Genomic DNA, 12,583 nt, shown 5'->3' with positions numbered 1-12,583 from the left:
CCCGGAACGCATAGCCGTTTCGCAAGAGGCATGCGGGACGGTTATCATGAGGTTTCGGACAAGGGCATAAATTGGATAAAAAGCATGATTTCATGTCGGGAGGAAACTACACTGTTGAACTTATGGGAAATTTTCGTTGCCATCGTGCTAGGCATTGTAGAAGGGTTGACCGAGTTCGCTCCGATTTCGTCGACCGGGCATATGATCATCGTGGACGACCTGCTGTTCCGCTCGAAGGAGCTGTTCTCGCCCCCGGTGGCCAACACCTTCAAGGTCGTCATTCAGCTAGGCTCGATTATGGCCGTCGTTGTCGTATTTAAAGACCGATTCCTGAACCTGCTCGGATTGAAAAAAAATATAACGGTCGACCAAAGACTCGGCGATAGACTGAAGCTGGGACAGATCATCGTCGGACTGCTGCCTTTCGGCGTGCTCGGCCTGATTTTCGAGGATGTGATCGATACGTATTTGTTTTCGGTGCAGACCGTCATGATCGGCCTGATGGGCGGAGCCGTTCTGATGATAGCGGCGGACGGGTTCCGTCCTAAACGCCCGACCACGGAGACGGTCGATCAGATGAGCTACAAGCAAGCGTTGTACATGGGGCTGTTTCAATGCTTCGCGCTGTGTCCCGGCTTCTCGCGGATGGGTTCGACGCTCTCGGGCGGCGTGCTGCTCGGCATGAGCCATCGGGCGGCTTCCGATTTCTCCTTCATGATGGCCGTGCCGGTTATGATGGGGGCCAGCGCCGTATCGCTGTTGAAAAACTGGGAGTACATGACGGCGGGTGCGCTGCCGTTTTTCATAGCCGGATTTATGAGCGCCTTTCTGTTCGCCCTCGTGTCGATCCGTTTCTTTCTGAGAATCATTCAGCGGGTCAAGCTTGTGCCGTTCGCCATCTACCGCATCCTACTGGCAGCGCTCATCTGGTTACTTTATTTCTAGGGTCATGACGGCCAACGAAGCGCAAAGCGGCCGATCACTCGACACGAATGTGCAGGTTTCATTCAACTTCATCATTTCTTCATCAAACCCTCATGAAGCGATCATGACTTGACGATCCCCCGGGGGGTATAATGGTCGAAAAGATACACCAATGAACTGCAAGAATAGCAGAAGAGTGGAGGAACTCGTCATGCACAAAGCGATTATTATCGGTACTGGCCCTGCCGGCTTAACGGCGGCCATTTATTTGGCTCGCGCCAATTTAAATCCCCTTGTCATTGAAGGTCCCGAGCCGGGCGGTCAATTGACCACAACGACGGAAGTTGAAAATTTCCCGGGCTTTCCGGAAGGCATCATGGGCCCGGAACTGATGGCTAATATGCGTAAGCAAGCCGAACGGTTCGGCGCCGAATTCAAGACCGGCTGGGTGAACAGCGTCGACACGTCGCAGCGCCCCTTCAAGCTGAACGTTGAAGGCATGGGCGAACTGGTGGCGGAGAGCCTGATCATCTCCACCGGCGCATCGGCCAAGCTGCTCGGCATTACGAACGAGAAGGAAAGCATCGGTCGCGGCGTCAGCACGTGCGCCACTTGCGACGGCTTTTTCTTCCGCGGCAAAAAAATTATCGTGGTCGGCGGCGGCGACTCCGCCATGGAAGAAGCGAACTTCCTGACCCGTTTCGCGTCCGAAGTGACGCTGGTGCATCGCCGCAGCGAGCTGCGCGCGTCGAAGATCATGCAGGATCGCGCCAGAGAGAATAGCAAAATCAAATGGAGCTTGAACCGTACGCCGCTGGAAGTCATCTCCGGCGATAAAGGCGTCACCGGCCTTAAAGTGCTGAACAACGAAACCGGCGTCGAAGAAGTGATCGAAACCGACGGTATTTTCGTCGCAATCGGTCATAAGCCGAATACCGGCTTCCTCGCAGGTCAAATCAAAACCGACGAAGTCGGTTACATCCTCGTTAAGCCAGGCACGACGCAAACGAATGTCGAAGGCATTTTCGCCTGTGGCGACGTACAGGACAGCAAATACCGCCAAGCGATTACAGCAGCCGGCAGCGGTTGTATGGCGGCACTGGAGTGCGAGAAATTCCTCGAGGGCCATCTGGTTCACGATTATAGCCTCAGCTTGTAAAACCGAACAGTCCGTCCTCTTTGAAGAGGGCGGGCTGTTTATTTGTATGCGCTGTGGGGTCAACAAAATCCCAGCATATCCAGACATATCGCGAGCTCCTGCATCATACAGAGAACTAAGCTGTATCTCTAACGGCTGGCGGGGTTGTTTCGGTATACACCATTTTCTGCAGGGGGTGCAGCGCATGTTCGATCGGGAATTATTGAAGAATAAGGTGGTTCTGATCACCGGAGGCGGTACCGGGCTTGGGCGGGCCATGGGGGAGAGATTCCTGGAACTAGGGGCGAAGCTCGCGATTACAAGCCGCCGCGAGGAAGTTTTGGCAAGAGCCGCTGCGGAGATGGGCGTCGGCGGGAAAGAGGTTTATTATAAAAGCTGTGACGTCAGAGATCCCCGTCAAATTGAAGAAATGGTAGATGCCGTAGAACGGCGCTTCGGGCGCATCGATGTTCTGATCAATAACGCGGCCGGAAATTTCGCCAGCCCTACGGAGCGGTTGTCCCCGCGTGCTGTGGATGCGGTATTGAACATTGTTCTGCACGGGACCTTCTACATGACGCTGGAGGTCGGAAAAAGGTGGATCGAGCAAGGAACGGGCGGCACGATGTTAAATATCGTCACTACGTATGCTTCCACCGGTTCAGGGTTTGTCGTTCCGTCCGCAGCGGCTAAGGCAGGCGTACTGGCGATTACCCGCTCTCTTGCCGTGGAGTGGGCGCATCACGGAATCCGGCAAGCGGCCATTGCGCCGGGACTTTTCCCAACGGATGGAGCCGGGTCCAGACTTGCCCCTACGCCAGAGTTAGCCGAGAAGCTGGTTAACCGGGTGCCGCTGCGGCGGGTGGGCGATCAAGCGGAGCTGGCGAACTTGGCCGCTTATCTGATTTCCGATTATGCCGGTTATTTGAACGGCGAGGTCGTCACAATCGACGGCGGGGAGTGGCTGCAGGGAGCAGGTCAATTCAACGAGCTGCTTGACGTTACGGAAGAGCAGTGGATGCGTTTGGCCGAAATGACCCGTAAAGGCCAATCCTTCGCCCCCGGCCAAAATCAATGACACCGCAGAGTTCCGCCTTTCAAGCGAAAGAAGCCGGCTGCTCGCGGCAGCCGGCTTCTTTCGCATGTTTAAACTTCAATATCAACCACGATACTATCCACGCGTCCGACTTCCCGAATATAAGCGGCGACCGCTTGATGCTCCGGGTTCGGCCCATAGGCTTCGAGCGCGGCACGGTCTTCGAAGCGAACCGACAACACGACTTGATAGCCTTGATTTTTCTCCGAGAAATTCAGGCCTGCTTGAAGATCGACGATTCCCGTCAGATGACTCCGCAGCGCTTTGAACCGTTCCACAACCTCGGTCAACTGCTCCTGGGTCGTAGATTCACTGAATTTAACAAGAACAATATGATCGATCATGGAGTGCACAGGCCCCTTACATCATTGATTTTTCGTTCACTCTACTATATCATGTCCGGTTATCAAAACCAACCAAACCTCATGACTCGCAGCTTGTATCAAGCCTGCGAGTCATGAGGATGTGCGGCGTTAGAAAGGTGGAGAGAGAAGGCGTTGGCGGTGCCTGCCAATGTTTCCTGTTACAGCAAACGTTCCAGCACGCCCTTCAAGGTCTGCAAATCGTTTTCCACCAAACGTATATCGGTTGTAAACTGCTCATCCGACATGCCGGGCTGCTGGAACACAGTAAACAAGACCTCGCACCCGGGCCCGTTGGGAATAACGCGCATCGGATTCAGAATCAGCTGTCCCGGCGCCGGGCTGACGTAATGATCCAACACGCCAAACTCGTTGCCCGGGACGAAACGAATCGTCATCGGGCCGTCCGGCGTTTCTGCGATCCACTCCTCCTCTGCCCGCCTTACCGACCGGCAAAATCCCGGAGCCCATTGCGGCAGATGCTCCGGGTTGGCTATAAATTCGTAAACCTCCCCGGGTCCTCGATCTACGGTAACGCTGATTGTTTTTGTTTTTTGAACAGAGGTCATCGGCACACGTTCCTTTCCAGGGGAAGGTCCACTTTCGGGGAAAACTTAATACCGGAACTTGGCGATCATCTCCATCTTCAGCTCCCACAGCTCCGTGCTGAGATCGACCGGGTACGCTTCCGGATGCAGCTTGCGCAAATATTCCGGCCAGAACAGCGTAAGCTGCTCTCGATGATAGCGGCGGATCTCACCCAGCGAGGGCAGCGCGTAGACCTGCTCGCCATTCACGAAGATGGGCTGCAGCAGCGGAATCGCCTCGTAATCGTCCAGATACTTGTAGATGTACGGATGCACCGGGTCGAACAGCTTGATGCGCTCGCCCTGCCGGACGTCCTGCTCATGCCGCAGCGCAATGTAGTCGGCCTCCGCTTTCCCCGTGCTTCTGTTGATCAGGCGGTACGCCTCCTTTAGGCCGGGGGTGGTCACCTTCTCCGGATTCCCGGAAATTTTGATGACGGGCACGAGCTCCCCATCGCGCTCCCGGGCGACCAGCTTATATACGCCGCCGAGCGACGGTTGATCGGCGGCCGTAATAAGCTGCGTGCCTACGCCCCACGTATCGATGCGGGCCCCCTGCGCTTTCAGGTTGAAGATGATGCTCTCGTCCAGGTCGTTGGACGCCACAATCCGGACGTAGGACAGTCCCGCTTCGTCCAGCATCTCCCGAGCCGTCTTCGATAAGTAGGCCAGGTCGCCGCTGTCCAGCCGGATCGCCTGCATCCGCTTGCCCTGCGCTTCAAGCGCCCGGGCTGTGCGGATCGCGTTCGGCACGCCGCTCTTCAACGTATCGTACGTATCGACGAGCAGCGTCACGTGATCGGGCAGCGCTTCAGCGAACTTGCGGAACGCTTCGTCCTCCGACTCGTGCCCCTGCACCCACGAATGCGCATGCGTGCCCTTGGCCGGGATGCCGAAGAGCATGCCCGCTCTCACGTTCGACGTTCCATCGAACCCGGCGATATACGCCGCCCGCGCTCCCCAGACAGCGGCATCGGCTTCCTGCGCGCGCCTCGTGCCGAACTCCATTAGCCCGTCCTCGCCTGCGACCTGCTTGACCCGGGCAGCCTTCGTCGCGACCAGCGTCTGGTAGTTCACGAAGTTGAGCAGCGCCGTCTCGATCAGCTGCGCTTCGAATATGCGCGCCTCCACACGTACGAGCGGCTCGTTCGCGAATACGAGCGTTCCTTCCGGGGCGGCGTACAGACTGCCGGTGAAACGGAAGTCGCGCAGCGCCTGCAGGAACGCTTCCGGGTAATTCTCCTCCTGCGTGCGCAGGTAAGCGAGCTCCTCCTCGCCGAACCGCAGGTTTCGCATATACCGCACCACCCGCTCCAACCCCGCGAAGACGGCGAAGCCGTTGCCGAACGGCAGCTTGCGGAAGTAGATTTCAAAGACGGCCTTCTCATTCTGCGAACCCTGTACCCAATGCGCATACATCATGTTGATTTGATATTTATCCGTATGCAGGATCAACTGCTCCTCATTCATCTGCCTTCCCTCCATGTCCTTGCCTCTATAACGTAACCGTCTCCCCGCCGCGAACAATCTTCGCGCCAAGCGTGTTCTGAAAATGCCGGAGCGCCCAGTCGTGCCCCTGCGGATTGAACGAAGCCACCGCATCCTCATGCACGACGAGATCAAAGCCTTTATTGTAAGCGTCGACAGCCGTATGAAGCACACAGATGTCGGTGCAGACGCCGACCAAATGCACCTCTTGAACACCCCGCGCGTGAAGCTTCAGCTCGAGGTCGGTACCGCAAAACGCACTGTAACGCGTTTTGTCCATCCAATCCATGCGGCCGCGCTGCGCCTCGTAGACTTGTTCAAGCCGACCGTACAGCTTGCGCCCTTCGGTACCGCGAATATTGTGCGGCGGGAACAGCTTATGCTCGGGGTGAAACCGGTCGTTCTCCTCGTGCAGATCCACCGCCATGACGGTGAATGCGCCTTGCTCCGCGAATTCGCGCGCAAGTTCCGCGATCCGTTCCTCGATATCGATGCCCGGCTGTCCGCAAGGCAGCTTCCCGACTACGAAATCGACCGTATAATCGATAACAATTAAAGCTTTCATGATAACCCTCCTGGAAAGTAAGTTATGATCGTAAGGATCCTATCCTGTTGATGGTATCATTATAGGGTTAACGTATCGCTTTCGTCCGTCCATTCGATTTTGCCCGATAACGATTCGGTATAACCCTGCTTCCGGCAGGCTTGACCTTCTTGCATCCGGCGAGCGATACACGTTACCTTATTTTAGTATATAGGGAGGCAGCGGAAAATAAAAATTTGCACGTCTCGTACCCCGTTACCGGCCAAGGGTAAATCTATCCTTTTCATAATAAAAAAAAGATATGCTAGAATGTAGAGATGCGATTGTCCATAAACAGCATTTTAGGAGGAAAACAGGTGTTAAAGTTAGGCAGAAACGATCGATGCCATTGCGGCAGCGGAAAAAAGTATAAAAAGTGTTGTCTCGAGGCGGACAAAACCGGGGAACAAAGGCAACTGCGTCCGGCAGAAGCAGCAATAGCCACGCCGGCAAACACGGGCGGCGGTGATGCCATAACGATAGGCGAGGTAAGGAGACTGGCCTTTACGGAAATGAATTGGGGCAACGAAATGTATTCGCAGCTTGCAGACCATCTGATTCAGCAGATGGAGCCCTCTTATGAGCCGGAGCACGTGCTGGAGGCCGTTTCGACGTGGAACAAGTTCTCCACCCTGCGCAAGCCTGTCATTCGTAAAGTTGGCGCTTTCTGCGCTGCTTTGGAGTATATGATCTCCGAAGCCTTCGGACAGCCGACCACCCAAAACAACCTGGCTCAGAAATATCTTGTATCCGCATCGACCGTCGGGAAGAAGTATCAAGAGCTGGTCGAATTTGTTCAGGAGCATGCAGCCGGGTACAGCTCGGTAAGCGAACCGAGGCTGGCTTAAGCAAGCGGAAGCAGGCTCAAGCTACGCTGCGGGAAGCACGAAAGAGAGCTGCTCCATGCATTGGCAGAAGCAAGGTTAGCTTGCGTCCCGAAATTAGGAAGGCCCGAGGTGCCACCGCACCCCGGGCCTTCCGTTTTTGTCGACTGCTCTTGGCCGCAAAATGATCTCCCTAATAATGCCCACAATCGCCCCTATGCCTGTCTCCATTCGATTCGGCTTCTCCTGTTATTTCATCACCGGATAATCGATCACAATGACGTTCTCGACGATCCCGTCCAACAATTGTACGAATTGCTGGTGCACCGGGTGCGGCCCATATCGACGAAGCGCCTCGCGATCTTCAAACGTGACGCGAAGTCCCAGCGTGTAACCGTGCATATGCTCCGTTTCTTCCGTCACATTCACGCCGGCCGTCAAATCGACAATGCCGGGAATCCGGTCTTTAAAGGACAACAAGACTTCAAGCAGCTGCTTCTCAAGCTCCGGACTATACTTCTCGTTAAATTGAAAAGAAACAAGATGCTCAAACATCGACCCCATCACCATCCCCTTCATTTCCTCTTTCATGCTCAATCCCATCATATCATCGGACGAGCCGCCTTCAAACAGCTAAAAGATCGCGCGCGCCTGCGGGCAAGCTCCAGGCTTACGCATATGCTCGCAACCACTGGCTCGCTCTCGGTGTACGCTCCCAAGGCTGCCGGTTCGCCTCCGATTTTCCCCGTATACAGCAATGCACGCGCAGCAAAAAAAGCCCCCGGAATCCGGGAGCTCACTAATCGCCATCCCTGGCTCTATACGCAGCTTCAAGACCCCCGCAGAAAAAACGCCCCGACGACCAGCGCCATCACGATCCCCCAAACGGCATTCAGCTGCAAGTATTGCACCATCACGAAGAACACGCAGGCGATGATAAAAGGAAGAAAGGTCAGCGGCCCCGAACCGTCCGTCTGCCCGAACGCATACTTGGCAAAATCGTAAGCCAGCATCGCCATCATGACGAAAATAACCGGCTGAATGCCGCGGATCATCCCTTTGATATAAGGGTTATGCTCGAGCTTGATCATGACGCCGGCCAAGGCGATCATCATCAGCGCAGTCGGCATAACGACGGCGACGAGCGCCACCATGGAGCCCGGCCAGCCGGCTACTTTATAGCCGATGTACGCCGCCAGCTTGGTGGCGATCGGCCCTGGCAGCGCATTGCCGAAAGCCAGCGAACGGCCAAATTCGGCTGTGTCCATCCACCCGTATTTATTGACGACCTGATGCTCATAGATCGGAATGATCGCCGGTCCTCCGCCATAACCGAGCAGGGTAGCCGTACCGAAGGCGATGAACAAATGCCACAGCTTCGCCAGCATTGCCGTCCACATCGCTAGCTCACCATCCTATCGCCAGGCCGTCCCCGCGAGGATCGGCGGCGCCGCTGAAGCTGCCGTCCGGGTGAATCTTAATGGCTTGAGCCTGCCCGACGACCGGGTCCCAAGGCCCAAGCAGCTCCACCCGATGCCCGCGGGCTTGAAGGTCGCGGATCGCCGCTTGATCAAGGCCGCGGTTTTCCATTCTCAACAGGTCGCTGTCGTCCCCCCAAGTACGGCCGTATACCCAGCGCGGCAGCGCGATCGCTTCCTGCACGCTGCACCCGTAGTCGAGGACGCCGGTCAACAGCGAAAGCTGCGTCTGCGGCTGGCCTTCCCCGCCCTGCGTGCCGACCAGCAGGCACGGCTTGCCGCCCTCCAGCACCATGCCCGGCATGAGCGTATGGAACGTGCGTTTGCCCGGGGCGAGCACGTTGACCTCGTTCGGATCGAGCGAGAAGAACGAGCCGCGATTTTGCAGCATGATTCCGGTATCCCCCGGCGTATAGACGCTGCCGAAATCGAAATACAGGCTCTGGATGAACGAAACCGCGTTTCCCTCCTCATCGACGGCCGCAGCGTAAGCGGTATCTTGACCCATCGCCTTCGAGGCGAACGAAACCCCGTCCGGCCAAGCCATGCGAATGCTGAGGTACTGCGCGCGGGCATGCTCCTTGGATAAAAGCCGTTCGAGCGGAATCGGCGAGAAGCGCGGATCGGTTAAATACGCGTCCCGGTCGCGGAACGCTTGTTTGACAACCTCGGCGGCGAGGTGATAAAAATCGGCGGAATGCCGGGGCACGCGGTCAAGCTCTTCGTTCTCCAGCATATTCAGCATTTGCAGCACGGAAAAGCCTTGCGAGTTGGGCGGCATCTGAACGACTGTCCGGCTGCGGTACGTCGTCGAAATCGGATCGGTCCATTCGCCCCGGTGCAAGCGGAAATCTTCTTCCTCCAGCCAGCCGCCGTCGCGCTGCAAGCCCTGCACGATACGCCGCATCAGCTCGCCTTCGTAGAAGACTTCCCGCCCTCCGTCGCGGACCCGCTTAAGCGTCGCCGCCAGCTCGGGCTGCACCAGCCTTTCGCCGATCGCAAGCGGCGCGCCGTGAGGCAGGAAGGTGCGCGCATGAATCTCTTGCTCCATCAGCAGCGGCTGATCCTTGACGATCCAGCGGTGCAAATCGCGCGAAACGGGAACGCCCTCTTCCGTATAACGGATGGCGGGCTCAAGCAGCTGTTCCCACGGCAACCGGCCGTAAGCGGACCAAACCTCCCACCACGCGTCGACCATACCCGGGACGGTAATCGCGCTCCGTACGCCCCGCTTCGGAATCGCGTCAAGCCCTTCGCGGGCGAACAGCTCCGGCGTTACACGACGGCCCGAACGGCCGCTGCCGTTGAAGCCGCGGAGCTTGCCGAGCGCGGCGTCATATACGAGAAAAAACGCATCCCCGCCAAGCCCGGTCATATGCGGATAAACCGCCGCCAGCGCGGCGCTGACGGCGACTGCGGCGTCAAACGCGTTGCCCCCCTGCTGCAGCATCCTGTTTCCGACCGAGCTGGCCAAATAATGCGGCGACGCAATCATGCCGCGATAAGCGATAGGCATCACATTGTTCATTAGACGTCCCTCCCGTATACATCGAGCGCTGTTTGGACGGCGGCCCCCGCATCGGCCCCGAAGCCGTGCCGGAGCAGCGAAGCTTCAAGCGCCCCCAGCGTGTGCAGCACGTTGCTCTTACGGCCGCTGTAGCCCATCGTGCCGATGCGCCAAATGCGTCCTTGTAACGGACCGAAAGAGCTGGCGATCTCGATGTTGAAATCATGCAGCAGCATACGGCGTACCGATTCACCGTCTATACCTTCGGGGATGTTGACGCAGGCGACCATCGGCAGCTTGCAGGACGGATCGCCGAACAGCTCCAATCCCATGGCCGAGAGGCCTGCGCTCAGCGCTTCTCCGTGCAGCCGGTGGCGGGCGAACCGTTCGGGCAGCCCCTCCTCCAGCACGAGCCTGACCCCTTCGCGCAATGCGTACAGCATCGAAGTCGCCTCCGTATGATGATTAAGGCGCTTCGGGCTCCAATAATCCTGCAGCTGGCTGAGATCGAGATAATTGCTGCGAATGAACGCCCCTTCGTTCGTCGGCGCGTTCGTGGAATCGCGGAGGCCGCGCTCAATGCGCTTGCGGCGGTGCAGCTTGGCCTCGGCCCGGTCGTTGTAGGTAACCGGCGCCATTCCGGAAGGGACGGACAAACACTTCTGCGTCCCTCCAATGACGGCATCGATCATCCATGCATCCGTCTGCACCTCCATGCCGCCTATCGTCGCCACCGCATCGACGACGAACAACGCGTCCAGCTCACGGCAAGCCCGGCCAACTTCTGAAAGCGGTTGCACTCTCCCTGTCGAAGTCTCGCCGTGGACCATCGCGACCAGGTAGGGCCGCGTCTCGCGCATGCGCCGGATCACGGCTTCCGGCTCGAACACCGTGCCCCATTCCTGCTCCATCGTCAACACTTCGGCGCCCAGGCGCTCCGCAATCTCGGCCAACAGGTGGCCGAAGCGTCCGTAGATCGGCACCAGCACACGGTCTCCCGGTTCGACCAGGCCGGTCAGCACCGCCTCGATGCCCGATCTGGAGCTGCCGTCGATCGGGTATGCCCAGCGGTTGCCGGTTTGGAACAGCTTCTGCAGCATGCCCATCGTTTCGTTCATGATCTCGGTAAACTCCGGGTCGAACTGTCCCAGAATGGGCAGGGACATCGCACGCAGCACGCGCGGATCGACCTCCACCGGTCCCGGCGTCATAATCATGCGTAGGGACGGGGCTAAATCGCGGTACGGTCTCATGGCGTTTCCCCCTTATAAGCTAGAGCATACAGCAGATCCGCCAAGACGACAATACCTGCGGCAAGGTCTTCGGCTTTCGTATATTCGGCGGGCGAATGGCTGATGCCGCCGCGGCTCGGCACGAAGACCATCGCGGTCGGGCATACCGGCGCCAGCAGCTGCGAGTCGTGTCCGGCTCCGCTGTACATGTGCCGGCAGACGAGCCCGCGGGTGCGGCAGATGCGGTCCAAGGCTTCCGTCAGCCGGCCGTTCATGCGCACCGGAGCGGCTTCCGTCCACAAGCTGACGGATACGGTCAGCCCGTTCGAAGCGGCGATACGCTCCAGCGTCGTCATCAACTCGCCGCAGAACGCTTCCAGCGCCGCTCCGTCCGGGTGGCGGACGTCCAGCGTGAACGAGGCTCTGCCCGGTACGACGTTAACCGTGCCCGGACTGGCCTCCAGGCGACCGACGGTAGCCACCGTCGGGTCGCCGTAAGCGAGCGCCGCGTCGCGGATCGCGACGATCATCTCGGCCGCGCCGCATAAGGCGTCCCGGCGGTAGGACATCGGCGTCGTTCCGGCATGGTTCGCTTCGCCCGACACTTCGAAGCCGAAGCGTCTCTGACCGACGATCCCCTGAACGATGCCGATCGCAGCGCCTTCCCGCTCCAGCACGCTGCCCTGCTCGATGTGCAGCTCCACGAACGCCGACCAATCGGCCGCCGCAGGAGGCGCCGCATACCGGCCCTGTCCGAAGCCGGCTTCATGCATGGCGGCGGCAAGCGAAACGCCGTCTGCATCCGCTGCATCCGGCGCGTGCCGTGCTTGGTAGCGGCCGGTCACGCTGCCCGAGCCCCAGAACGCGAGCGGGAAGCGGCTGCCTTCCTCCTCCGCAAAGGAGACCAGCTGAAGCGTGCGCTCCGGCTGTCCATACGCCTCCTTCAAATAAGCGAGCGCGAGGGCGCCCGCCACAATGCCGTACGCGCCGTCGTAACGTCCTCCGCGGACGACCGTATCGATGTGCGAGCCCGTCGCGACGACTTCGCGCTCCCGGGCGCCGTCCAATCGGGCATACAAATTGCCGACGTCGTCATAGGATACGGCGAGGCCGCAGCCCGCCAATCGCTCCGCAAGCGCATCCTGCGCCTGCTGCCAGGCCGGGGTGTACAGCAGCCGCGTAACCCCTTCATCCGCATTCGCCCCGCTCCCGAATTGCGCGAGCCAATCCAGCATATGCGCCGCTTCCGCGGCAAAGCGGCGGAGGAGCGCCCCGGTTTCCGGCGGCTCCTTGGTTGGCGCCGGCTCTCCTGCGGCCGCGACTTCCGGCTTCCCTTCGTTCGTCATCGCGTTTCCTCCGTTTCT

The 12,583-nt window shown here is 58.6% G+C and carries 13 protein-coding genes; 4 read left to right on the top strand and 9 right to left on the bottom strand.

The genetic code is table 11. From position 1 onward, the window contains the following. The first annotated feature begins 114 nt into the window (after positions 1–114). The 3 genes from PVA01S_RS12525 (at position 115) to PVA01S_RS12515 (ending at position 3,140) form a co-directional block, all read left to right on the top strand. The gene (locus PVA01S_RS12525) at positions 115–945 is read left to right on the top strand and encodes an undecaprenyl-diphosphate phosphatase (RefSeq protein WP_127607908.1); all 831 of its coding nucleotides are present in this window, start codon (positions 115–117) and stop codon (positions 943–945) included. Between the two features lie 190 nt (positions 946–1,135). Further along, on the top strand, positions 1,136–2,083 hold the full coding sequence (gene trxB / locus PVA01S_RS12520; protein WP_127607907.1) for a thioredoxin-disulfide reductase: 948 nt from the start codon (positions 1,136–1,138) through the stop codon (positions 2,081–2,083). Positions 2,084–2,267: 184 nt separating this feature from the next. Next, on the top strand, positions 2,268–3,140 hold the full coding sequence (locus PVA01S_RS12515; RefSeq protein WP_127607906.1) for an SDR family oxidoreductase: 873 nt from the start codon (positions 2,268–2,270) through the stop codon (positions 3,138–3,140). A gap of 68 nt (positions 3,141–3,208) precedes the next feature. Here the strand turns inward: PVA01S_RS12515 and PVA01S_RS12510 are convergent, their stop codons facing one another. The 4 genes from PVA01S_RS12510 to PVA01S_RS12495 all read right to left on the bottom strand — a co-directional run bounded on the left by PVA01S_RS12510 (position 3,209) and on the right by PVA01S_RS12495 (position 6,160). Continuing rightward, entirely contained in the window at positions 3,209–3,502 is a 294-nt protein-coding gene (locus tag PVA01S_RS12510; protein ID WP_127607905.1) for a Dabb family protein, read from the bottom strand. Positions 3,503–3,681: 179 nt separating this feature from the next. After that, positions 3,682–4,089 carry an SRPBCC family protein gene (locus PVA01S_RS12505; RefSeq protein ID WP_127607904.1) on the bottom strand — a complete coding sequence of 136 codons (408 nt, stop codon included), beginning with the start codon at positions 4,087–4,089 and terminating at the stop codon, positions 3,682–3,684. A gap of 45 nt (positions 4,090–4,134) precedes the next feature. Further along, on the bottom strand, positions 4,135–5,577 hold the full coding sequence (locus tag PVA01S_RS12500; RefSeq protein WP_127607903.1) for a nicotinate phosphoribosyltransferase: 1,443 nt from the start codon (positions 5,575–5,577) through the stop codon (positions 4,135–4,137). A 25-nt stretch (positions 5,578–5,602) separates the two neighbouring features. Next, positions 5,603–6,160 (bottom strand): cysteine hydrolase family protein, encoded by a 558-nt coding sequence (locus PVA01S_RS12495; protein WP_127607902.1) that lies wholly within the window; start codon positions 6,158–6,160, stop codon positions 5,603–5,605. A 335-nt stretch (positions 6,161–6,495) separates the two neighbouring features. Here PVA01S_RS12495 and PVA01S_RS12490 point away from each other — a divergent pair, with 335 nt between their 5' ends. Continuing rightward, positions 6,496–7,026 (top strand): SEC-C metal-binding domain-containing protein, encoded by a 531-nt coding sequence (locus PVA01S_RS12490; RefSeq protein ID WP_164751814.1) that lies wholly within the window; start codon positions 6,496–6,498, stop codon positions 7,024–7,026. 225 nt (positions 7,027–7,251) lie between these two features. On the opposite strand, the gene PVA01S_RS12485 is transcribed toward PVA01S_RS12490, so the two are convergent. The 5 genes from PVA01S_RS12485 to PVA01S_RS12465 all read right to left on the bottom strand — a co-directional run bounded on the left by PVA01S_RS12485 (position 7,252) and on the right by PVA01S_RS12465 (position 12,565). Further along, positions 7,252–7,608, bottom strand: coding sequence for a Dabb family protein (locus PVA01S_RS12485; RefSeq protein WP_244932945.1), 357 nt, complete (start codon positions 7,606–7,608; stop codon positions 7,252–7,254). Positions 7,609–7,832: 224 nt separating this feature from the next. After that, positions 7,833–8,402 (bottom strand): chromate transporter, encoded by a 570-nt coding sequence (locus PVA01S_RS12480; protein WP_230876033.1) that lies wholly within the window; start codon positions 8,400–8,402, stop codon positions 7,833–7,835. Positions 8,403–8,409: 7 nt separating this feature from the next. Beyond that, positions 8,410–10,008 carry a gamma-glutamyltransferase gene (gene ggt / locus PVA01S_RS12475; protein WP_127607900.1) on the bottom strand — a complete coding sequence of 533 codons (1,599 nt, stop codon included), beginning with the start codon at positions 10,006–10,008 and terminating at the stop codon, positions 8,410–8,412. Further along, on the bottom strand, positions 10,008–11,240 hold the full coding sequence (locus PVA01S_RS12470; RefSeq protein WP_127607899.1) for a pyridoxal-phosphate-dependent aminotransferase family protein: 1,233 nt from the start codon (positions 11,238–11,240) through the stop codon (positions 10,008–10,010). Before PVA01S_RS12470 ends, ggt begins: the two co-directional genes overlap by 1 nt. Beyond that, positions 11,237–12,565 carry a M20 family metallo-hydrolase gene (locus PVA01S_RS12465; protein ID WP_127607898.1) on the bottom strand — a complete coding sequence of 443 codons (1,329 nt, stop codon included), beginning with the start codon at positions 12,563–12,565 and terminating at the stop codon, positions 11,237–11,239. The genes PVA01S_RS12470 and PVA01S_RS12465 overlap by 4 nt, the downstream gene beginning before the upstream one ends. Positions 12,566–12,583 lie beyond the last annotated feature (18 nt).

This window comes from Paenibacillus validus NBRC 15382 (assembly GCF_004000985.1).
Lineage (GTDB): Bacteria > Bacillota > Bacilli > Paenibacillales > NBRC-103111 > Paenibacillus_G > Paenibacillus_G validus.
The sequence above is the reverse complement of the archived record's forward strand: the minus strand, read 5'-3'. Positions and strand labels throughout refer to the sequence as shown.